At 40.6% G+C, this 20,545-nt stretch carries 21 protein-coding genes; 14 read left to right on the top strand and 7 right to left on the bottom strand.

The genetic code is table 11. The features are described 5' to 3' along the window. Nucleotides 1-5 precede the first annotated feature (5 nt). The 6 genes from ACFE93_RS02120 (at nt 6) to ACFE93_RS02095 (ending at nt 3,791) form a co-directional block, all read left to right on the top strand. Nucleotides 6-713, top strand: coding sequence for a 16S rRNA (uracil(1498)-N(3))-methyltransferase (locus ACFE93_RS02120; protein WP_375471799.1), 708 nt, complete (start codon nt 6-8; stop codon nt 711-713). Between the two features lie 68 nt (nt 714-781). Then, nucleotides 782-1,846 carry a tol-pal system YbgF family protein gene (locus ACFE93_RS02115; RefSeq protein ID WP_375471798.1) on the top strand — a complete coding sequence of 355 codons (1,065 nt, stop codon included), beginning with the start codon at nt 782-784 and terminating at the stop codon, nt 1,844-1,846. Between the two features lie 89 nt (nt 1,847-1,935). Continuing rightward, nucleotides 1,936-2,214: a VIT domain-containing protein gene (locus tag ACFE93_RS02110; RefSeq protein WP_375471797.1), complete on the top strand. Its 279-nt coding sequence runs from the start codon at nt 1,936-1,938 to the stop codon at nt 2,212-2,214. A gap of 86 nt (nt 2,215-2,300) precedes the next feature. Then, the gene (locus ACFE93_RS02105) at nt 2,301-3,305 is read left to right on the top strand and encodes a VWA domain-containing protein (RefSeq protein WP_375471796.1); all 1,005 of its coding nucleotides are present in this window, start codon (nt 2,301-2,303) and stop codon (nt 3,303-3,305) included. A 3-nt stretch (nt 3,306-3,308) separates the two neighbouring features. Next, the gene (locus ACFE93_RS02100; protein ID WP_375471795.1) at nt 3,309-3,482 is read left to right on the top strand and encodes a hypothetical protein; all 174 of its coding nucleotides are present in this window, start codon (nt 3,309-3,311) and stop codon (nt 3,480-3,482) included. Nucleotides 3,483-3,539: 57 nt separating this feature from the next. Then, the gene (locus tag ACFE93_RS02095) at nt 3,540-3,791 is read left to right on the top strand and encodes an after-VIT domain-containing protein (RefSeq protein ID WP_375471794.1); all 252 of its coding nucleotides are present in this window, start codon (nt 3,540-3,542) and stop codon (nt 3,789-3,791) included. Between the two features lie 34 nt (nt 3,792-3,825). Here the strand turns inward: ACFE93_RS02095 and ACFE93_RS02090 are convergent, their stop codons facing one another. After that, the gene (locus ACFE93_RS02090) at nt 3,826-4,389 is read right to left on the bottom strand and encodes a hypothetical protein (protein WP_375471793.1); all 564 of its coding nucleotides are present in this window, start codon (nt 4,387-4,389) and stop codon (nt 3,826-3,828) included. Nucleotides 4,390-4,907: 518 nt separating this feature from the next. Here ACFE93_RS02090 and ACFE93_RS02085 point away from each other — a divergent pair. Continuing rightward, on the top strand, nt 4,908-5,543 hold the full coding sequence (locus tag ACFE93_RS02085) for an esterase/lipase family protein (protein ID WP_375471792.1): 636 nt from the start codon (nt 4,908-4,910) through the stop codon (nt 5,541-5,543). 69 nt (nt 5,544-5,612) lie between these two features. Here ACFE93_RS02085 and ACFE93_RS02080 read toward each other — a convergent pair whose 3' ends face one another. Beyond that, nucleotides 5,613-6,044: a VOC family protein gene (locus ACFE93_RS02080; protein ID WP_375471791.1), complete on the bottom strand. Its 432-nt coding sequence runs from the start codon at nt 6,042-6,044 to the stop codon at nt 5,613-5,615. 419 nt (nt 6,045-6,463) lie between these two features. Here ACFE93_RS02080 and ACFE93_RS02075 point away from each other — a divergent pair, with 419 nt between their 5' ends. The 3 genes from ACFE93_RS02075 (at nt 6,464) to ACFE93_RS02065 (ending at nt 10,991) form a co-directional block, all read left to right on the top strand. Continuing rightward, nucleotides 6,464-7,258, top strand: a complete 795-nt coding sequence (locus ACFE93_RS02075; RefSeq protein WP_375471790.1) for a TIGR00297 family protein — start codon at nt 6,464-6,466, stop codon at nt 7,256-7,258. Nucleotides 7,259-7,557: 299 nt separating this feature from the next. Continuing rightward, nucleotides 7,558-8,340: a peptidylprolyl isomerase gene (locus tag ACFE93_RS02070; protein ID WP_375471789.1), complete on the top strand. Its 783-nt coding sequence runs from the start codon at nt 7,558-7,560 to the stop codon at nt 8,338-8,340. Next, entirely contained in the window at nt 8,289-10,991 is a 2,703-nt protein-coding gene (locus tag ACFE93_RS02065) for a type I secretion system permease/ATPase (RefSeq protein ID WP_375471788.1), read from the top strand. The genes ACFE93_RS02070 and ACFE93_RS02065 overlap by 52 nt, the downstream gene beginning before the upstream one ends. A 247-nt stretch (nt 10,992-11,238) precedes the next feature. Here ACFE93_RS02065 and ACFE93_RS02060 read toward each other — a convergent pair whose 3' ends face one another. After that, complete coding sequence (locus tag ACFE93_RS02060) at nt 11,239-11,748, bottom strand: CFI-box-CTERM domain-containing protein (protein ID WP_375471787.1); 510 nt, start codon at nt 11,746-11,748, stop codon at nt 11,239-11,241. Between the two features lie 940 nt (nt 11,749-12,688). Here ACFE93_RS02060 and ACFE93_RS02055 point away from each other — a divergent pair. Together ACFE93_RS02055 and ACFE93_RS02050 are read left to right on the top strand one after the other, a co-directional pair. Then, entirely contained in the window at nt 12,689-14,299 is a 1,611-nt protein-coding gene (locus tag ACFE93_RS02055) for a S8 family peptidase (protein ID WP_375471786.1), read from the top strand. Between the two features lie 429 nt (nt 14,300-14,728). Next, complete coding sequence (locus ACFE93_RS02050; RefSeq protein ID WP_375471785.1) at nt 14,729-14,923, top strand: hypothetical protein; 195 nt, start codon at nt 14,729-14,731, stop codon at nt 14,921-14,923. A gap of 231 nt (nt 14,924-15,154) precedes the next feature. Here ACFE93_RS02050 and ACFE93_RS02045 read toward each other — a convergent pair whose 3' ends face one another. The 3 genes from ACFE93_RS02045 to ACFE93_RS02035 form a co-directional block, all read right to left on the bottom strand. Then, entirely contained in the window at nt 15,155-16,663 is a 1,509-nt protein-coding gene (locus ACFE93_RS02045; protein WP_375471784.1) for an HlyD family efflux transporter periplasmic adaptor subunit, read from the bottom strand. Between the two features lie 56 nt (nt 16,664-16,719). After that, the gene (locus ACFE93_RS02040) at nt 16,720-17,595 is read right to left on the bottom strand and encodes an SDR family oxidoreductase (RefSeq protein WP_375471783.1); all 876 of its coding nucleotides are present in this window, start codon (nt 17,593-17,595) and stop codon (nt 16,720-16,722) included. A 228-nt stretch (nt 17,596-17,823) separates the two neighbouring features. Further along, nucleotides 17,824-18,201, bottom strand: a complete 378-nt coding sequence (locus ACFE93_RS02035; RefSeq protein ID WP_375471782.1) for a hypothetical protein — start codon at nt 18,199-18,201, stop codon at nt 17,824-17,826. A 128-nt stretch (nt 18,202-18,329) separates the two neighbouring features. On the opposite strand from ACFE93_RS02035, the gene ACFE93_RS02030 reads away from it, so the two are divergent. Both ACFE93_RS02030 and ACFE93_RS02025 read left to right on the top strand, forming a co-directional pair. Then, the gene (locus ACFE93_RS02030) at nt 18,330-18,518 is read left to right on the top strand and encodes a hypothetical protein (RefSeq protein WP_335172959.1); all 189 of its coding nucleotides are present in this window, start codon (nt 18,330-18,332) and stop codon (nt 18,516-18,518) included. Nucleotides 18,519-18,545: 27 nt separating this feature from the next. After that, nucleotides 18,546-19,007: a pentapeptide repeat-containing protein gene (locus tag ACFE93_RS02025; protein ID WP_375471781.1), complete on the top strand. Its 462-nt coding sequence runs from the start codon at nt 18,546-18,548 to the stop codon at nt 19,005-19,007. 143 nt (nt 19,008-19,150) lie between these two features. Here ACFE93_RS02025 and ACFE93_RS02020 read toward each other — a convergent pair whose 3' ends face one another. After that, a complete protein-coding gene (locus tag ACFE93_RS02020; protein ID WP_375471780.1) occupies nt 19,151-20,239 on the bottom strand; it encodes a fatty acid desaturase family protein in 1,089 nt (362 codons plus the stop codon). Nucleotides 20,240-20,545 lie beyond the last annotated feature (306 nt).

Raw genomic sequence — 20,545 nt, 5'->3', positions numbered from 1 at the left:
GAAAAATGTCTCAACTGCAAAGAATTGCGATCGCACCTTCCCAACTCCAACAAGGGCAAATTTTGCTCACCAAAGAACAACAGCATTACTTAGGGCGTGTGTTGCGTTTGCGTGAAGGCGATCGCTTTATTGCAATGGATGGTAAAGGAAAATGGTGGTTAGCGCAGCTAGCAGGGGAACAAGCACGGGTTTTAGAACCACTTGTAGTAGAAACTGAATTACCTGTATCGATTACGCTGATGGTGGCGTTGCCCAAAGGCAATGGATTTGATGAAGTGGTACGGTGTTGTACAGAATTGGGAGTAGCTTGTATTGCACCAGTATTGAGCGATCGCACTTTGCTTCATCCTAGTCCTCAAAAGCTCGAACGCTGGCGGCGTATCGCTGCGGAAGCCGCCGAGCAATCAGAGCGCTCATTTGTGCCGACAATTTTAGAACCTATTGCTTTTAATACTGCTGTCAGCACTAATCAGACAAGTAACCGTTATATTTGTGAGGCTCGTGGAGAGTATCCCCATTTAAACAAAGTGCTGAGTAGCATCTCTGAGGAGATTATCATTGCTACTGGGCCGGAAGGGGGATGGACAACACAAGAAATTGAGAATGCGAAGTCAGCTAGATTTCAACCCGTTTCCCTTGGTCGCCGCATCCTGAGAGCAGTTACAGCCCCAGTAGTAGCATTATCCTTGATTACCGCAGCTTATGAAGTATAAATGATTTATAGCTCACGCAAAATTACTTTTGCGCGAGACATCACTCCAACATGTATTTAAAGTAAGTGATGATTGAGCAAGTTGCGATCGCCTTTGAGCATAAAGACTATCAAACAGCAGCTAAATTACTCAAACAGCTGCAAAAAGAATCACCCGAAAATCCTTGGGTACAATATTATCTCGGTCGGCTACATGAAGTAACTGAAAAGCACCAAGATGCAGAAAAAATTTATCGGCAACTGCTGCGAGATACAAGGAATGCCAAAATAGTAACGCTAGCACGTCAAGGTTTGCGACGGCTACAAGAAATTGAGCTAGAAGAAAGACAAAGAGCTATTTCCCAAGCAAAATCTGAACCAAATAACACTGAACTTGGCGTACTAGTTTTAGAGCCACTCAGTAACGAACTGAAAACAGAAGCGTCTCGAAAATTCGCCCAGATTATGCAGCTAGACCCCTACACTGCACGATTAATACTGCCGAGTCGTGGCTGGAGGTTATACCGCACTGGCCAAGTAGGAGAACTAAAATTTTATGGCAAACAGCTACAGCAGGCTAGTATTCCTTGCTTTTGGGCAACAATAATTCAAATTCAGCAAATTCAAGTTTATCAAGTCAAACATTTCCAAGCATCTACCCCACAAGCTACTGTTGTTTGTCGTAACGAGGTAAATCAACTCGGTTTTCTCACCTTTGACTGGTCAGAAGTCACAGCAAGAGTAGTAGGACTTTTGCCAATTTTTGAACAAGTTGTAGATGTTGATGCCCGCCGTAAACTGGAATGGAAAACTCAAACACAAGACTATGCCCAGTTTTGTGATTTACACATATCTGGTAGACGCTGCATTCTCCGACTTTATGATAACGGCTATGAATTTCAGCAAGGTTTAGAAATCATTCCCCAAGCTAGCCAAAATACAATCAGAATTAATTGGAATAGTTTATCGAGTTGGATTGACCAGCAACTACCTCAAGTCAAAATTTGGTCAGATTTCACGTCCTTTGCAGATACAACATTAGATCAAACAGAAATGCTGGGTCATATCAAGTCTCACATTGATCTGTTTCGTAGGGAACAGACTAATTGGGACTCAGCTTTTCATTTATATAGTGGATTAGTGTTTGTTAAATAATTCGTAATTCGTAATTCGTAATTCGTAATTCGTATTACCTACCTGAAGAACTAAGTTCACAAATCAAATCGAAGTGTTATATCGAATCTATGAATACAGTCAGTACTAAAAACCAACAGCTAGGAGGTTTGTACGTCCAATCTACTCAAGGAGAGCAGCTAGTTTTTCCACTCAAGCACACAGAAGTTATAGCAAAAATTGCGGGTAACTTGTCACGAGTTGAGGTAATCCAAAGCTTTGAAAATCCTTTCACGCAGCCTTTAGAAGCAGTGTATATCTTTCCGTTACCTGATAAGGCGGCGATAGATGATATGGAAATCCAAATAGGCGATCGCATCATCAAAGGTAATATTAAAAAACGTGAATAAGCCCAACAAATTTACGAAAAAGCGAAATAAGAAGGACGCAAGCCGACGATCGCGGCGGACATTTTGCCATATATTTAATTCCAGCTTTGGAATATTCCACTGATGAAATTGTCCCCAAAGATGTTGTATTTTTGGTGGATACTTCTGGTTCCCAATCTGGCGATCCGTTGCAAAAGTATCAGGAATTGATGCGGCGATTTATTAATGGGTTGAATCCCAACGATACTTTCACAATTATCGATTTTTCCGATAGAGTCAGGCAGTTATCGCCAACACCTCTGCCGAATACATCAGAAAATCGTGCCCAAGCGATCGCTTACATTAACAATTTACAAGCTGATGGCAGCACAGAAATGCTTAGTGGCATTCGTACAGCCATAAATTTCCCCACACCAACCGGAAGATTACGTAGTGTTGTACTTCTAACTGATGGCTACATTGGTAACGAAAATGAGATTTTGGCAGAAGTACAACAGCACCTACAACCAGGAAATCGCCTTTACAGTTTTGGCGCTGGTAGTTCAGTTAATCGTTTTTTACTAAATCGCATCGCCGAAATTGGTCGGGGAATATCTCGAATTATTCGTCATGATGAACCTATAGAAGAAGTTGCCGAAAAGTTTTATAAGCAAATTAACAATCCTGTACTCACGAATATTCAAATCTCTTGGCAAGGCGACACAGAATCGTCTGTGATTTACCCAAAGGTAGCGCCTGATTTATTCAGCCAACAACCATTAGTTTTGTTTGGTCGCAAACAGGATAGAGCTAGTGGTAATCTTCAAATATCCGGCATTGCTGCGGGCGGTAAGCACTACGAAAAAACGTTTCACCTTATATTTGAAGAAACAGGAAATCTTGCTGTAGCGCAGTTGTGGGGACGCGCTCGGATTAAAGATTTGATGAATCAAATGGTGAGTTTTGAAACTAAAGCTGGTGTAGAAGCAGTTACAGAAACAGCCTTAACTTATCAACTGCTTTCTCAATACACCGCTTTTGTGGCTGTCAGTGATGACGTGCGGGTTGAACTAGGAAGCAAATACGTGTCTATGCAGGTGCCAGTAGAAATGCCAGAAGCAGTTAGTTACTAAGGAGTGTTTGGCAGTCCTCCATCTGGTGGTTTTGCGGGTCAAATGGAATTCTTAAGCTTATCAGCACCAGCCTTAGCAGAAGCTCCAGATTTTCTTCGGCAAAAGCGATCGCCACAATCTCCAGTAGCTAAAGAAGTCGAGATATCTTTGAGCTTTGATTTCGAGGAGATGGAATAAGATGAAATATTAGACACAGCCATCAACCATCAGTTAGAGGTGATCGGCGTTACTGGCTTGGATAACACAGAAATTGCTGACTTAACCCAACACCTTCAACAACTAAACTTTCCTTCTGGCTTCAGTGGTGAAATTGTCTTTGAATTCACCGTCAATAAAGGTCGTGTACAACGGGTAGTTTTGGATGAGGAAACCTCGAACCTAAAAGATGCGATTGTAGTAGAAAAAATTAAGCGATCGCTCTTACTTTGGAGAGTTTCCTCATCTACAACTGGCAAAGTTATCTTAAACTTGCATCTTCACGTTTAATCTATCTAGACCGTAAATTTACGGTCTATATAAATTATTTAGGTGTTTTAATTTGGCGTGCCATGTCTAGATAAGCACTCATATTCGCCCCTGGACGACGACGACCATTAGAGCTAGTAGCCGAAGGGGCAAGATATTTTGGTGCAAAGGTTGTTTCAGTTGGCTGCTCTTTGAGTACTTTGGCTGCTGCGGCTTTTGCTTTTTTGCCCGGTTCAACTTTAAGACCCTCAGCAGTCTGGACTAGTTGAACATCGGCTGGTTTGGGATTCTTAGCTGATTTTTCCTTAGTCTTAGACTTAGCAGCCGCAGTTTTTGTTCCATTCAACGAATCTGGCTTAGATGGAGTTGGTGCTTCTGATGAAATTGTCTCTGCTACTTTCTTAGCATTCGATGCAACTGTCGAAGTAACTGTCTCTGCTACTTTCTTTGCGTTCGATGCTACCTCTTTAGCAGCATCTTTGGCAGCATCTTTTGCTTCGTCCAATTCTAAGAAGTAGCCGTTGCTTTTCTTCTTCCCTGGTAACAGTCCAGTAATGAAACCCAGAATACCGCCAAGGAAACCCTGAATACCTGAAATTAACCTTTTGATAAAATCCATTACAATTACTCCTGCCTTTTACCTTTTATATTTTGAACTCGACCGTAATTGTTAAAAATTACGACAGAATGTTACATTATCTAATTGGCGTCACTTCGCTCTGGTGACAACCCTTATAGCCTTGTGCTTAATTAACATTGTAGTAAAACCACAGGGCAAATGTTCTATTGCAAGCATTTGCAACCTGCACACACCGAGAATTAATTATTAAATTTTACTGTAGCTAAGAGCAAGATTCTGAAAGCAAGCTTTACAATAATTAACATTTCTTTGTTTGGTAAATACCCAATTGAAGTTAAACAAGCAGTTTACTTTCAACCAGTGGAAAGAGTGTCATAGTCGAATGGCAGATGGCTAGATTAATTTGTAAAACTTTATACAGATTATCTTTGAAAGCATTTCAGTTTTGTTTGCAACAATATCTTTTAAAGAATCCGAAAAGCAATAGCTTCAGTTTGTAGAGCAGTATGTACCTACAAAAGTGAAATACACTCTTTAATTAAGTTTAGATTTTGTAAATGAACATTGAAAATCAACAACGCAATCCCGTTTTGTTAATACACGGCATTGACGACACAGAAGCAGTTTTCTATAAAATGGCGGCTCAATTAAAACTACAGGGTTGGTCTGTATATTCCCTGGATCTCGTACCTAATAATGGTAATGTGGGTCTCGATCGATTGGCAAAACAAGTAGCCGATTATGTTACAGCGACCTTTGCACCAGAACAACGCCTAGATTTAGTAGGCTTCAGCATGGGAGGAATTGTCAGCCGTTACTATGTTCAGCGATTGGGAGGAATTAACCGCGTGCAGCGATTTATTACCATCTCTTCGCCCCATTATGGAACTGTGGTTGCTTATGGTTCCCGCCGTCCTGGTTGCCTACAAATGCGCCCCGACAGCATTTTTCTCAAGGATTTAAATTCTGATGTTGTAATGTTGGGGCAGCTAGATTTTACGTCTATCTGGACACCTTATGATTTAATGATTGTCCCAGCAAATAGTTCACAAATGCCTGTAGGAAGCCAAGTAATAGTACCAGTTACTCTACACCCTTGGATGCTGACAGACTCTAGGAGTTTAGCGGTAGTCACAGCAGCTTTAGCAAAGCCTATTATGCTACCCTTGCTGAATCTAAAATCCAGTCAGTAGCTATAATGCTTGCTACGCTTAATTTATTCATCTTTAATTACGAATTACGAATTACGAATTACGAATTTATTAAGTCCTATCCCCAATTTGCGTATGTTCGTAACTGCCAAAAATCGCCTCTGGGTGACGATAATACTTGAACTCCATGAGGTTATAAAAAGGATCTTCTAAAAAGAAAGTACGATGCTCAAGAGGAGAACCAACAAAGCGATTTTTGGTTTCTTCGCGAAAAAGTAGCTGTTGTTGTTGTGCCCTTTTTAGTAAGTCTTGCCAGTCACGTTCTTGGGTAAAAATTAGTCCAAAGTGTCTGGGATAGATAGTTTGTTGCGGTGTCAAAGATTCTTTTGTGAAATGAGCCACTAATTGATGACCGTAGAGATTGAGAATCAGGGCATGGTGGTTTTCACGACCAGGAATGCAACCTAAACCATCTACATAATATACTTTTGTTTGGGCAATGTCATTTACAGGGAAAGCTAAATGGAATAAAGTTTGGCTCATAGCTTGTGTGAAAAAGACTAGTGGTTGATGCTATCTACAATTTATGCTATTAAGTTTTGATTGTGGTTAACTTGAACACAGTTTTTATTGATATTAAATTATATTCTTTATGCTTATGACTAAGATTGGGGACTCAGTAATACTTCAGCCACTGTACTCTGCGGTTACGGAGAAGAGTTTACCTAACTCAAAAGAAGTTTTGCATTTTGTTTAATGCACGTTCTTTAGTCAATATTACAGTGTATGTCTAAGACATCATTGATGGTTTGACACTCAGCTTTGAGAGCTATGCCTACGCAATTTAGTTGATAATACAAACATATTACTTTATTTAGAGAGGTTTCAAAAATAAAGCACTAAGCATCACAAATTAGTTATTCTGTTGATATTCAGACAAAATTACTCATGATTAATTGCTGATGTCAACCTCAATTGATTCTGTAAATCCCTGGTTAGTAGCAGTAGTATTAAACACAATTTTATTGGGTTTAGCTTGGATTGCTCCGAAAAAGCTACTTACCCCTGCTGGATTATTCCACGCCTGGTTCTTGGCCATCTTAATTTGGGTAACATTAGGCTGGCAAGGATATGTAGTAGTAATGTTTTATTTTTTGGTTGGTTCTGGCGTTACCCGCATCGGTATGGCGCAGAAGGAGGCAGAAGGAATTGCCGAAAAGCGTTCTGGGGCAAGAGGCCCAGAAAATGTCTGGGGTTCGGCTTTGACTGGGGCCCTGTGTGCCTTGGGAGTAGGAATAATAAATTCGGGATTCCTCGTACCTACTTCCCAGTCTCTAATCCCTAATCCCCAGTCCCTATTATTGTTAGCCTATGTAGCAAGTTTCAGTACAAAGCTGGCTGACACCACTGCTAGTGAAGTCGGTAAAGCTTATGGTAAAAGCACCTTTTTGATTACTACATTCCAACCAGTGCCTCGTGGTACAGAAGGGGCGGTAAGCTTGGAGGGAACTTTAGCTGGGATTGTGGCTTCTGTAGCGATCGCATTTGTGGGTTGGGGAGTTGGCTTAATCGATCTATTGGGAGTAGCTTGGTGTGTGCTGGCAGTTTTCATTGCTACCAACTTAGAAAGTGTGATTGGCGCAACACTGCAATCTAAGTATACCTGGCTGACCAATGAAGTAGTAAATATTTTTAATACATTAATTGGTGCGATCGCATCTGTGCTACTTGCTTGGACATGGATAACTTTCATTTAATTAGACCGAGAAGAAACAATTACTCTGTTTAGGTGGGGCATTGGGCATTGGTAGAAAATAACTAATTTGCTTTGCTACTGTGCCACCACTAATGTTTTCAATCCTGATTTTGTCCCCGCTATAGTGTAAAAGTGATCGTGGCAAATTATTTTATTTATTAGCTATATAATTTTTTGACCATTTAGATGTAATTAGTTCATGGAATCTTTATTGTATTTATCCATTAATGACTAGATGATTTCTATATGATTTAATTTAAAAGTCCTATAAGTGTTTAACAATTTTCACATAATTAGTTCATGGAATCTTTATCATTTTTGACAATTAATGACCAAATAATTTCTATAGAGCAAGCAGTAAAGTACCTGCAAGCCTCTGGAAAATTGGGACAGTTCATTGGGGATATTCTCCGGCAGTACGTGATTGAGGAAGAAATCCGAACACGAGATGATATTGAAATTGGTACTGCAATAACTGAACAGTCAATAATTGACTTTAGGCTGAAAAATCAACTCACTGACCCCCAAAGTTTTCAAGAATGGTTAAAGACAAATAATACAGATTACAGTACCTTTCACACATCGGTCACTTTTGGTTACAAGTTAGAAAAGCTGAAAGCTGTAGTCACGGAAGCAAAACTCTCAGAATATTTTATTGAGCGCAAAATTTTCTTGGATCGGGTGGTACTTTCCCGGATTGTTGTTGATAATCGAGAATTGGCAGACGAACTCCAAACCCAAATTGAAGAAGGAGGTAGTTTTGAGCAACTAGCTAAAGAGTATTCCCTTTCAGATGACCGAATTGTGAATGGCATGATGGGAATCGTCAGCCGAGGTAGTATGCCGGATATATTACGGGCAGCTATTGATGTGGCCAGTCCTGGACAATTGATCGGGCCAATAGAAATCGTTGGCAAAGACTCTCCCCAAGGAAAAGGGCCTTATGGTTTGTTTCGAGTAGAACAATTTCTACCAGCGTCTTTAGAAGATACTCAACTACAGCAAGCACTACAAAATGAGTTGTTTGAAAAATGGCTAGCAGAGAAAATTCAAAAACTGACAGTCAAGTTACAAGTGAGTTAAAAATTCTGGATAATGAATCTTTACGATTAAAAGTGCTAGCTTCTTTGCCTTGGAATCAGCCACCGCTATGCTGGCTGACTCCCGAACAACAATCCCGATTGGAAAATGAGTGTCAAACGCGCCAGTATCGTCTTGGAGAAAAAATTTGGTCAAACGATATCGGTGGCTATCAATTTTTAATTGTGGCTGGGAAAGTCCGCTTGCGAGAAGAAGGCGTTGGCAAACCAATAGCCGCCCTAGATGTGGGGGATTGGTTTGGCGACTTCCAAAAGCTATCTGCGGATTTTAAAGCTGTAGCTGCTAGTAAAGAAGTAGTAGTAGTTTGTTGGGATACTGCACTGTGGACAGAATTTTCTCACCCACAAATTCAGGAATTTTGGCAAGTGTTACCAGTGGACATGGAGGGACAAAGGGAGACATTTTCCTTCTCTGCCACTCCTTCAGTAACATCAGCCTCAGACGGGACTTCCAGCCCTCATAGCCTCCAACCCCAAAGAGGACTCCCAGCCGCCAATCTGATCGCTTCAATTTATCCGTTTGTTGCCAGCTGGAACACTGCTGCTGCCTGTTTAACAATGGTGGCGCAACAGTTAGAAAATTCTGTGCAACTGGAATGGGTGCAGCGCCAACTCAGAGGACAACGCCCAAAACAGGTTGTCGAAGCAGCCGAAAAGTTAGGGTTAGTGATGCGGCGGTTACAAGTGAGTTGGGGTGAATTGCGACAGTTGTCATTTCCGGCTTTATTGCTATGGAGTTCTGACTCACCCCAGAGTCCATCCTGGGTAGTGGCTTATGGCGTTAAGGGCGATCGCTTAATCATCGCTAACCCTCTAAACCCCGAACGGACTTGTGAAAGCTTGCCGCAGTCGATAGTTGAGGCATGTTGGGATGGACGATTGTGGCAAGTAGAACTCATATCCCAGCAAGAAAAATTTAACCTGAGTTGGTTTACCCCAGCAGTTTGGAAGTATAAAGGATTGCTCACAGAAGTATTGTTAGCATCTTTTACCTTGCAGCTTTTGGGGTTAACAACACCGCTAATTACCCAAGTCGTCATTGATAAAGTGATGGTGCAGGGTAGTTTGCCAACTCTTGATGTGATGGCGCTGGCACTTTTATGCGTAGCCATATTTGAATCTATACTGGGCATTCTGCGCCTATTTATCTTTACCCATACAGCTCGTCGTCTGGATTTGAGTTTATCAGCACAGCTATTTCGCCATCTGATGCGTTTGCCTTTGGCTTATTTTGAGTCGCGACGCGTCGGAGACACAGTAGCAAGAGTCCAGGAACTCGAACAAATTCGTCAGTTTCTCACAGGTACAGCATTAACTGTGATTTTGGATAGCATCTTTGCTGTGGTGTACCTGGCATTGATGTTTTATTATAATATCCCACTCACCTTTGTGGCTTTAGCAGTACTGCCGCTATTTGCCACATTAACGATAGTTGCAACACCAATTCTGCGTAACTGGCTCAACGAAACTTTTAACCGCAGTGCCGATAGTCAATCGTTTCTAGTAGAGACAATCACAGGAATTCACTCCGTTAAAGCCCACGCAGCCGAACCAGTAGCCCGCGATCGCTGGGAAGGCTTATTTGCCCGCTTCATTCGCACAAGCTTTAAAGCTTCTACCACCTCCAATATCAGCAGCAACATTGGTGACTTTCTCACGAATTTATCCACCATGCTGATTCTCTGGTTTGGAGCCAAGTTAGTCATCGAACAAAAGCTCACAATCGGACAGCTTGTTGCATTTCAAATGCTGTCTGGTAGAGTCACAGGCCCGCTTTTGCGCTTAGTACAGTTGTGGCAAAACCTTCAACAAGTGCTACTTTCTGTAGATCGCATTGGTGATATTCTCAACGTCTCCCCAGAAGCTGAACTGGGAACTGGCTTAGTTTTGCCACCCCTGAAAGGACAAGTCACCTTCGAGCAAGTATTTTTCCGCTACCGACCTAATTTTGAAGCAATTCTGCGGGGAATCTCTTTCAGTGCCGAACCAGGGCAGTTTGTTGGCATTGTCGGACGTAGCGGTTCTGGGAAAAGTACTCTATCTAAGTTATTGCAACGCCTCTATCAAATTGAATCAGGACGCATCCTGATTGATGGTTTTGATATAAAAAGTGCCGATTTAGCCTCACTGCGGCAACAAGTTAGTGTAGTTCTCCAAGAAGACTTTTTATTTAATGGTTCTATTTTGGAAAATATCACTCTCGGTAGTCCTGACATTACCGCAGAGCAAGTAGTAGAAGCGGCAAGATTAGCCGTGGCCCACGACTTCATCAGTCAATTACCTTATGGTTATGAAACCAATGTTGGCGAACGCGGTACAGCTTTATCTGGTGGACAGAGACAACGTATTGCCCTAGCAAGGCTATTTCTTTCCCAAGCGCCGATTTTAGTTTTGGATGAAGCTACTAGCGCCTTGGATAGTGAAACTGAACAACAAGTACTGCAAAACCTGCAAAAAATTTCCGCCAACCGTACCGTGTTCCTGATTGCTCATCGCTTTGCTCCCCTCAAACGTGCTGACTTGATTTTGGTATTGGAGCAAGGCGTGATTGCCGAACGTGGTACTCACTCACAATTGTTGCAACAAAAGGGTTTGTATTGGTCGCTATATCAACGGCAGCAAGCAAACATTTAATAGATTTAACTAACTCAAAGCTTATGGCTAAATAAAAGATTAACGTTTGCAAAGCGGCTTAAGGATAGCCTTTGGCGAATGGAGCACAACTTCATTCGCCATTTTAATTTTGCTGATTTCAATAATTACCCTTGCTATAGTCTGGGTGGTGTAAATACTTTCAAATTCTCACACAAAGCCCGAAACATTAATTATTACGTAAAGCCTTTAATAGCAAGGGTTCCAGAATATTATCTCATAAGATTAATTAAAGAGCGTTAGATATTACAAATGTTCTTAAAACAAACTCAATTGGTTTTACAAGTAAAAATAAAATAAGAATCTTAAGTAGTTTTGACCTTCTAATAACATTTGCAATTCCAGGTGAATATCTATAATAAAATTTGATTATTGTTTTACCCGTGGATGAAGTAAGAAGAATATTATCTCTAAATACATAGAAAGAATGAAGAATATCTTCGTCAGCATCACAAGCTGTAACAATAAAACAATCACCTTTACTGCTTGATGCTCTGCTAGTTGTATGTGAACCTAAATTTACGGAACTTTGTTTATCCTTATTATATTTCAAAGGATTTCCACATTTATCACAGTAATTTGAACCAGGCTTGAATATAAATGACGTACCACACTTTTTGCAACGATATTTTACCTCTAAGGAAGCATAATAAGCCTTTATATTACAACCACAGTGAGAACAATATTCAGCATTATATCGAATTTCTTTTCGACACTTAGGACAGTTATGTTTAGACATAAAATTATTAAGTATATTATCTAATAATAAATGAATGCATTAACTTTGGTCACTTCTCGCTTTTTTTGAAGAGAGAAAGGCACGCGGTTAGGCAATCGCTGGTAAGCGTGGGAAGGCGGGGTTATTATTCAATATCTTGTTTAGAAAGAAGGAATTTATAAATAGAATTTTTATCTGCTTTAATGCGTGTTTCGGCGGTTATGATTTCAATTCTGCCTTTTAGATTTAAATCATGCACAATAAGGTCTGCATCTGAGTAAATTTTATCAGCAAACCTGACAATTTCACTTGCGGGGTTTTGATTTCCTTGTTTTATTGATAACAGCTTTACTTAGTAAGTAACTCAGGCATTGCATAGTGGTTGGTTGCACTTGCACTACAAGACAGATTAGGTATTGCAAAATTATTATCCTCGTTGGCAGAGAGTTAATAGAGTGACGCGCTATTAGGCGATTGACGAGGCGATCCTTAACCCTTAACCCTGCCTCTCACTGGGTTGAAAAACCGTTCAGTTAAGAAAATCGTCGGTTGGGTAGAACGAAGTGAAACCCAACAAAGTCACGCAAGTGTTGGGTTTCTTTCCTCAAACGCCACTTGCTTCAACGGGGGGAACCCCGTAATCCAGTGGCTCCCCAACCTACGTAGAAGTTGAGTTTTAGGCTTAACTAAACTGTATTGAGTCATCACGTCCTATTATTATTTTTGGATTAGTCTCCATTAATACACCTCCAATATTTAAGATTTACTCGAGAATTTTACTCTTAATGAAAACTGTAATTTTCAGAGTGTTTTTTGGTAATAGAATTAGCATTTTGTTCTGAAATTTCATAGTAATTATTGACAATGAAGCTTCTTATCACATTGATTGAAATCTTCTGATTGTCAAGGTTTCAAGGCTTCAAACTGTCAAAAATCGGTTGCTATCTTTGAGAAAAAACTTATGCACATTGATGATGTTAATAACAATATATTGTCAAATAAACGGCTCAATGTCACTTCAATCTCCTCATTAGATAGCTTGAATACGAAAGATGACTACGGCCTCAACTTCAGCAGACGTAGTAGCTATAAATCAGCCGATGCTGATGTGCAGTTGCTAAACAAAGAGAAATCTGAAAATAGCAGTAACCCTAGTAATACTTTTAGCACTCAAAATTATAACCCCACTAATGGCTATGGTTTGATTAATGGAGCAGCAGCAGTGGCTAGAGCTATTAATCAGAAAACCTTTGCTGATGTTCCCGATCTTGGTGGCAATAATTGGGGAGCAGACCTGGTTAAAGCACCGGAAGTTTGGGCACATGGATACACAGGTAAAGGCGTTGTTGTCGCTGTTGTAGATACTGGAGTTGACTACAACCACGAGGATTTAAAAAATAATATCTGGACGAATAGCAAGGAAATTGCGGGTAATGGTATAGATGATGATGGCAATGGCTATGTTGATGATACTTACGGTTGGAACTTTGCCGATCAAAACAACAACACTTTAGATGACAACGGTCATGGTACTCATGTTTCCGGCACGATCGCAGGAGAAAATAATAACTACGGTGTCACTGGTATTGCCTACGATGCCAAAATTATGCCTGTCAAAGCTTTAGATAGCTCTGGCTCTGGTTCCTATAGTTCCATATCTAAAGGTATTCGCTACGCTGTAGATAATGGAGCTAATGTGATTAACCTCAGTTTAGGAGGCTCATCTTCTAATCGCACTCTAGAGTCAGCCATTGACTATGCCAGCAGTAAAGGAGTGATTGTCGTCATGGCAGCAGGTAATGATGGTGGCTCATCACCAGAATATCCCGCCCGCTATGCATCCAAGTCGGGAATTGCCGTTGGGGCAGTAGATAAGAATAATAATTTGGCCGACTTCTCTAACCGCTCTGGAACAAATCCAATCGCTTACGTCACCGCTCCAGGAGTCAAGATTTATTCATCAGTTCCGAATAATCAGTATGCAACTTATAGCGGCACATCTATGGCTGCTCCCCACGTTGCTGGCATTGTTGCCCTGATGCTTAGTGCTAACCCCAACCTGACTGATGCCCAAGTACGTCAGATTGTCACAGAAACCGCAGGAAACAGTACGCAAACTACAAACTCTAGTTTGAATCTTTCTAATGTCAGTTCTCTAGCAAGTCAGGTGATTGCAGAAACCGCAGTAAATAAGACACAAACTAAAAGCTCTAGTTTTAATAGTTCCAATTTTGGGTCTCGAATCGGTCAGGCAATTACAGAAACAGGAAAATCTCTAACACCAGAAACTACCACTAGTTGGAATAATTCTGATTTTAGCACTGCGATCGCTCAGGCGATGCCTATGACGGGCTACACCCACGCAGAAACTACAAGATACCTGACATCAGCCGCAGATAGTTCTGGATTAGCCAATCCAGAATTATGGTCGCAATTCCAAAACTATGACAATAATTTGAGCAGCATCAACGTGAATAGCAATGAGGATGAGAATAATCTCGATTTTGGCAAACAACTAGAGGAAATCCAAAAACAAATAGATCAGTATAGAAAATTCTTGGGTATGACTTGAAAATTACAGCGATTTGCAGTTAATATTCCTTGGTTAAGAAAATCAACCAACTCGCTCATCAGTCGTGAATGAATGTAGGGGTTTAGCAAGCTAAATCCTTACGTTTTTAGGCGTGGGTTATGCGATACATAAGTTGGAATGAGGTTTTTGTAATAGAGCGGCGTTGTAAGCATTGCAACAAGTTTTTAATTTAGGACTTACGCACAGGTTACGCAAAATCAAACCACAGAGAACGCAGAGAACACAGAGGAATAAGAGTTAGAGAGGTTTTTTGCGTAAGTCCTATAATCAATTCCACATCAGTGCTGACAAAATCTAAAGACAATGTTAAGCTTTACAGAACTTCATGAAATTTCAACTGAGCAGTTAACAGCTAGTTGATGCTAATCGTCAAGCAGGACTTTCCTCTTAATTGGAAACGTAATTAGTATGCCGAAGGACTACAACAATTGGCACCTTGAAACAGATAGAGGCTATCAACAGCAAAAAGCGCTTAAACGATACAGATACCTTAAAACTTTGAAAAAGTCTGAACTGACTTTAGATGATGAAATGTTAATTGAAAACTTTACTACTGCATTTCAATTGTGGTTTTTCCCTGGAACAGTGCGAACACTGGAGTGACTTGCTACCATTAATAACTTGGCAACTTTGGCTGAAGCCTGATATTGTGACTGACAACCTTCTCCCCTAGCAAAAGTCAGAGGTTAAAATGACCCCAAGACGGGTTTCCCAGGCAATGGGTGTATAGATTGTCAACTCAATGCTGTTGGGTCATTTTATCATAGGTTAGTCTAAACTCCAGTTGTGAAGATGAAGGAGATAACGGAGCGATCGCCGATTTAGCAGACTTTCCTACCTAACGGAAAATGCCTCATTGAACCGCCGTGTCACAGGCTCAGTGATGAATGTCAAAATTGACTTTTTACGAGTGACGATTTCACCTGTAGCAGCCATCCCTGGTGTAAATTCTACTTCTTGACCTCGAACATTCACTGCGTGTTTATTTAGCTTAATTCTCGTCGGAAAAACTAAACCCAATTCTTTATCAGCAATTGCATTTGGACTGACTTGCATAACTTCGCCATCCACAATCCCAAATTCTTGGAAAGGAAAAGTCGCCATTTTCACTTTTGCCTTCATTCCTTGACGAATAAATCCAATATCGCGGTTGAGAACTTTTACCTCTAGAAGCATTTCTTCCCCTTCAGGCAAAATTGACAGCAATTCTTCACCCGATTGTACTGGCCCTTTGGTGGCTTTGACTTTATAAATTGTACCGGCTACGGGAGCCTGAATCGTTTCTAAAGCTTGTTGTTTCCTCGCCTGCTCTAATTGACCTTGTACAGTTGTCAGTTCTTCTTTACGCTTATTAAACTGCGTCAAAATTTCGCTTTGGCGTTCTGATGCTACACGCTGGGCCTGACTGCGTGCAGCGTTGTAAGCTTGTTCTGCTTGGCGAATTTCCTGGACTTGGGCAGCAATATCTTTTTCTAATGATGTGGCTTTATCTTGAGCCTCTGTGATTCTATTCTGGGCGTTGATGACTTCATCTTGCGCTCTAGTGATTTCTGTCTTTGCACGAGTTAATCTTTCTTGGGCATCCAGGTAATCGACACGAGGTACAGCGCCAGGAGTAATTAGAGTGCGTAGGCTTTTTTCCCTTTCTTGAGCAAGGGCTAAATTACTTTCAATTTTAATTCGGATGCTATCTGCATTCACAAGGTTGGTTTGAGCATTCCCAAAGCTACTTTTGGCATTAACTAAATTGTCTTGCAATCGAGTCAAGCGGACTTTAGCTTGATCGATGAGTGCTATTTGGCGATTTGCTTCTGCTTCCGCCGCTGCTTGACGTGCTTGGTAGTCTTGCAGGCGGGAGTTTAAAAGTTCATCTTGCAGTTTCGTCCCAGTAGTTTTAACTCCGGTGCGTTCTGCATCCAAACGTTGTAAATCGTCTTGAATCAATCTGGTAGATTTGGCTAGACGAGAAACATCGGTTATTTGCAAGTCTGGATCTTTTTGAATCAGAATTTGACCTTTAGTAACGCGATCGCCTTCTTGTACTTTAACAGCAACAATTGACCCTCCACCCAAAGATGTCACAGGTCTTACCTGTGTAGAAGCAATTAATTCTCCTGGTGCTGTTGCGACTTCATCTATTTGCGAGAAGTACGCCCAGGCGATCGCCCCAAAGACGATGGCGCTCATCGTTCCCGCTAATAATCTAGTGTACAGGGGTGGCAATTCCTGTACCGCCTTCCCTAACTCATAAGTAAGTTGTTCCTCCGGTTGGGCGAATCGTTCTTTTGTCTGACGTGCTTGAGCAGCATTTACCATATATTTTTGTCCTTTGTCATTTGTCATTTGTCATTTGTCATTTGTCCTTGATTATTCACGAATGACCAATGACTAATGACTATTCAAACTGCTAAATAGCGCCGCAAAAAACTTTCTAATGTTTCCAACTGGAAGTTAAAAATTGCCTCTAAATTGGCAATTTCATCTTTTGTACAGAAAAATTCATTTGCTAGCAATGTACGAAAAGTTCCCAAAGCTTTTTGGGTTTGGGGATTAAATAAACCTAATGCACTCTGTAACCCATCAATGAGAAATAGGGGTGAGTTAATTATTACTGGTTCTTTGGCGAAAATCCGACTAAAAATTCGGGGAATATCTTCTCTTAATAAAATCTCTGGCCCTCCGACGGGTAAAATCTGGTTGCGAGCGCCTTCAACAGTCACAGAATCCACAACTATCCTTGCCAAATCATCGGTACTGACAATTGAAGTACGGTTTTTGCGATCGCCAACCAGCAAATACAATCCCGTTTCCCGAAATCGTTCTACTAGTGGTAGCAAGTTAGATGCTAATCCAGCTGGGCGCAAAATAGTGTAATTTAAGCCACTAGCTGCTAAATATCGCTCTACTGCTCGTTTGGCTTTGAAAACAGGAGCATCTTCATAACCGCGATCGGCTCCCAGTACAGAAATAAAGACAAAATGCTCTACACCATTGGCTTTCGCCTGGTCGATGAGTTCAATATTAGCGCGGTAATCTAAAGATAAGGCATCGCTATCGGAACCGTGGGCGCTGATAATATACCGTACACCCTGACTAGCTTTCTGGATATCTTTTTCCTCTAGCAAGTCACCAATGAAAATTTCTGCACCCCGGTGTTCTAACTCGCTGTAGCGCGAATTAAGGCGGACAAATGCCCGCACAGACTGTTCTCGTTGTCGTAGGAGTCGCACAACTCTGCGGCCAATTCCTCCCGTTGCTCCAGTTACTAGAAACATATAAATACCTAAATTGAATAGTTACAGCGTTTATAGTTGTCAAAATGCTCGATATATGCTCAAAATTCATTAAGCAATACTTAAAGAGAGATATGAGCATATTTTTATACTTTGTTACCATGCTCAAGATATAGTCATGCCAATAAGTCATACCTTATTTATTTTAATACTCTAAAAATGATCCCCCACATCCTTGTAGATGCAGGGGATAGAGTAATAGGATTAGTTTTACTGGCTCAACAAGTCAATAGCTTGTTCAAGCGACATCTTAGCCTTGTGCAAATTTAGCAGATTTTCCTGGTCATATCGGTCAGGATAGCTCATTTTCCTGCCCTCTAAAGTTATCCGAATTAGTGCTGCTTGCTCATCTGTGGGTGAATTCATCTCATCTATAGCAGAATTGATGACTTGGATAGCGTTAAAATTAGGGAATTTTATCCCTTTACCTTGCTTCATTTGTTGCAGCGCTAAAAGTGGAAATGCCATCAGAGTTACGATGTAGGAGGTTTTGTATCCTGCATTACCAGTAGGTTTTACACCGTATCTGCGACACAAGTCGCGTAATTCTTTAATAGTTTTGATTTCAAGTTCAGAACGCGTGAACATAAAATAGTAGTGTCCATTTTTGATATTGGATATTGGTGGTTGTACTTCCGGCAAGTTGTAGCAACCACCAAAAATCAATTTATTGTTTTGGCACCAAGTAAATCAAGCCTTATTTATATTTCTCAATAATGCCTAATCCTAAAGGGAATCCACAAAATTTACAACCAATCAAATCAAATAGAGAAGAATCATTAACAGAAAGGATTAACTTACGCATTACCAAGACTATGAAGGAAGAACTATCCACCAAGGATGATCCTCCAGAATTTTGTCGTCGTGCGATCGAGGAAGCATTAGAGAAAGATAAAGAGAAGTAATCTCAAAGGGAATGAAGGGGTTGAAGGATGAATGCCGAAGAGTTGTTGCAGCGATATGCTGCTGGGGAGAGAGATTTTACTGGAGTTAAGCTGCCAAGAGTTCGCTTGCTGGACGTGAATCTTAGCAGGGCTATTTTCAGGGAAGCCGATCTCAGTAACGCTAGTCTGGATTGGACTGATCTTAGTTATGCCGACTTGAGCTATGTCAACTTGAAGGGAGCGCGTCTCGGTGAAGCCGCTTTGACAGGAGCTAATTTGGAAGGGGCTGATTTGAGTGGAGTTGTTTGCGGTCAAACTGGTTTCTTTGATGCTAATCTCAGTCATGCCAACTTGAGAAGAGCTATTTTGACGGAAACATCTTTTGACGATACCAACCTCAGCCATGCCGATTTTAGAGGAGCTAGTTATTTTAGTATTAATCGTTGCAAGAGAGCTACTTTTAATGAAACCATTATGCCTGATGGAAGCATTAGAAGCGATGGTATTTGAGGTGAGAATAGCTTATAAAATAAACGTTTCATAGGCAACTACAAGTACAACTTTACAAAAAATATCCCCCACATCTTTGTTTATGTAGGGGAGTACTCCAATTTAAGAGTTATGAATTAAAAATATTTTCGCAATAAACCTTTTTAATTGTCGCTTGTCGGACAAGGAACAGACTTTTCTCCTGACCAATCTGTAAGAGTATTTTCATCTTTATAATGCCGGGGAGTTTTCAACAGCAAATACCAAGCCTCTCCAGCATCCAATAAATTAAAGGTTTCAGAATAGTGATTTTCTAACAAATCCCTAACCAGAACATAATAGTCAGAGTTCATTCCTGGAAAAATATGATGTTCAGTGTGGTGAGAAAAATTTAAATGCAACAGGTCAAATATTTTATAAACCCGGATAGACATACTATTTATCAGTGGATCATTAACGCTGGTCATCCGACAAAGTAAATGATTTGTATAAATATAAAAAATTACTCCAGCATAACCAATTGCAATCGGTAAAAAGTAACCGAGTATAAGTTTTATGGGTTCAAATTGGAGATAGATTATGATACTCAGATGAATCATTATCATCATCAATAATTCCCGTGCGATCGCTCGACGATCTTTAGCACTAACTGTAAATGCAGCAGGAACATAATCGACGGATTCATGATTGAAAAACAGCACAGATGTCAGATTACGAAAAGTATGTACTCCCCAGGCAGAAGTCAATCCCACTATGAACCATATAGGATTGACTTCAGTTGAAGGCACAAATAAGTCTTGAATCCATTTTCCCCAGGTTGCAGACTGTTCATATAAGTAATTGCGATCTGGGTCGCCTAAATCATTAGTGTGATTATGATGTACTCGGTTATGAACTGCTTTCCATAACGTTGGTGGCATCCACAACATTGTTAGCCCTAAAAAGCTAAGGATATAGATTAATCGGGGGTTTTTAATTACGCTACCATGCATCAAATCGTGGGTGCTAAATAGTAAGACAACCACGCTATTGCCCATAATGATGCTTAAAGGTAGATAAAGCCATAAAAGATATGGCGACCAAGAATCTAACCGCGCCGCTATCATCCAGCCTAGAATCAAAATTGCCAGATTAATGAACAAGATAATTAACTTACTTGGATCGGCGATAAATGCTTCAGGTGGCATCAGAGAACGTAATTCTTTCGCATATATTTTCTGGTGAATAAGTGTCTGATCGGTACTAACATTCATAAATAATTGTCACGTAGAGAATTTAGCTGAGTGAAGTTTTGCGGTAAATCCTAGCGTTTTTTAAATCGGATGATTCAATTCACAATAGGTAAAAGCTCTAAATATACCACACAATATTTTTACAATAGACCTATTGGAGAATTTTGGCATCGTCCACAAGTAAGCCTCAGAATAAATTCTGAGGCTTACAATTTGAAGCTGGCTAAAATTATTGTTTTAACCGCATTTTCAGCCAGAGGGAAGAGGTCTAATCTATGAAAAGCTTTCTTAATTTGCAATCCCCCCACATCTTGGTGGATGCAGGGG

Source organism: uncultured Nostoc sp. (assembly GCF_964247315.1).
In the GTDB taxonomy this organism is placed as follows: domain Bacteria; phylum Cyanobacteriota; class Cyanobacteriia; order Cyanobacteriales; family Nostocaceae; genus Nostoc.
This window is presented reverse-complemented; position numbering and strand designations above follow the sequence as displayed.

What these genes read in the sequence shown, in the direction of transcription:
- ACFE93_RS02080 (WP_375471791.1), bottom strand. Translation starts at nt 6,044, where the DNA reads ATGAGCCAAACTTTATTCCATTTAGCTTTCCCTGTAAATGACATTGCC.
- ACFE93_RS02060 (WP_375471787.1), bottom strand. Translation starts at nt 11,748, where the DNA reads ATGTCTAAACATAACTGTCCTAAGTGTCGAAAAGAAATTCGATATAAT.
- ACFE93_RS02070 (WP_375471789.1), top strand. Translation starts at nt 7,558, where the DNA reads ATGGAATCTTTATCATTTTTGACAATTAATGACCAAATAATTTCTATA.
- ACFE93_RS02115 (WP_375471798.1), top strand. Translation starts at nt 782, where the DNA reads ATGATTGAGCAAGTTGCGATCGCCTTTGAGCATAAAGACTATCAAACA.
- ACFE93_RS02045 (WP_375471784.1), bottom strand. Translation starts at nt 16,663, where the DNA reads ATGACAAATGACAAAGGACAAAAATATATGGTAAATGCTGCTCAAGCA.
- ACFE93_RS02075 (WP_375471790.1), top strand. Translation starts at nt 6,464, where the DNA reads ATGTCAACCTCAATTGATTCTGTAAATCCCTGGTTAGTAGCAGTAGTA.
- ACFE93_RS02120 (WP_375471799.1), top strand. Translation starts at nt 6, where the DNA reads ATGTCTCAACTGCAAAGAATTGCGATCGCACCTTCCCAACTCCAACAA.
- ACFE93_RS02085 (WP_375471792.1), top strand. Translation starts at nt 4,908, where the DNA reads ATGAACATTGAAAATCAACAACGCAATCCCGTTTTGTTAATACACGGC.
- ACFE93_RS02020 (WP_375471780.1), bottom strand. Translation starts at nt 20,239, where the DNA reads ATGAATGTTAGTACCGATCAGACACTTATTCACCAGAAAATATATGCG.
- ACFE93_RS02110 (WP_375471797.1), top strand. Translation starts at nt 1,936, where the DNA reads ATGAATACAGTCAGTACTAAAAACCAACAGCTAGGAGGTTTGTACGTC.
- ACFE93_RS02055 (WP_375471786.1), top strand. Translation starts at nt 12,689, where the DNA reads ATGCACATTGATGATGTTAATAACAATATATTGTCAAATAAACGGCTC.
- ACFE93_RS02035 (WP_375471782.1), bottom strand. Translation starts at nt 18,201, where the DNA reads ATGTTCACGCGTTCTGAACTTGAAATCAAAACTATTAAAGAATTACGC.
- ACFE93_RS02025 (WP_375471781.1), top strand. Translation starts at nt 18,546, where the DNA reads ATGAATGCCGAAGAGTTGTTGCAGCGATATGCTGCTGGGGAGAGAGAT.
- ACFE93_RS02030 (WP_335172959.1), top strand. Translation starts at nt 18,330, where the DNA reads ATGCCTAATCCTAAAGGGAATCCACAAAATTTACAACCAATCAAATCA.
- ACFE93_RS02050 (WP_375471785.1), top strand. Translation starts at nt 14,729, where the DNA reads ATGCCGAAGGACTACAACAATTGGCACCTTGAAACAGATAGAGGCTAT.
- ACFE93_RS02040 (WP_375471783.1), bottom strand. Translation starts at nt 17,595, where the DNA reads ATGTTTCTAGTAACTGGAGCAACGGGAGGAATTGGCCGCAGAGTTGTG.
- ACFE93_RS02090 (WP_375471793.1), bottom strand. Translation starts at nt 4,389, where the DNA reads ATGGATTTTATCAAAAGGTTAATTTCAGGTATTCAGGGTTTCCTTGGC.
- ACFE93_RS02065 (WP_375471788.1), top strand. Translation starts at nt 8,289, where the DNA reads ATGGCTAGCAGAGAAAATTCAAAAACTGACAGTCAAGTTACAAGTGAG.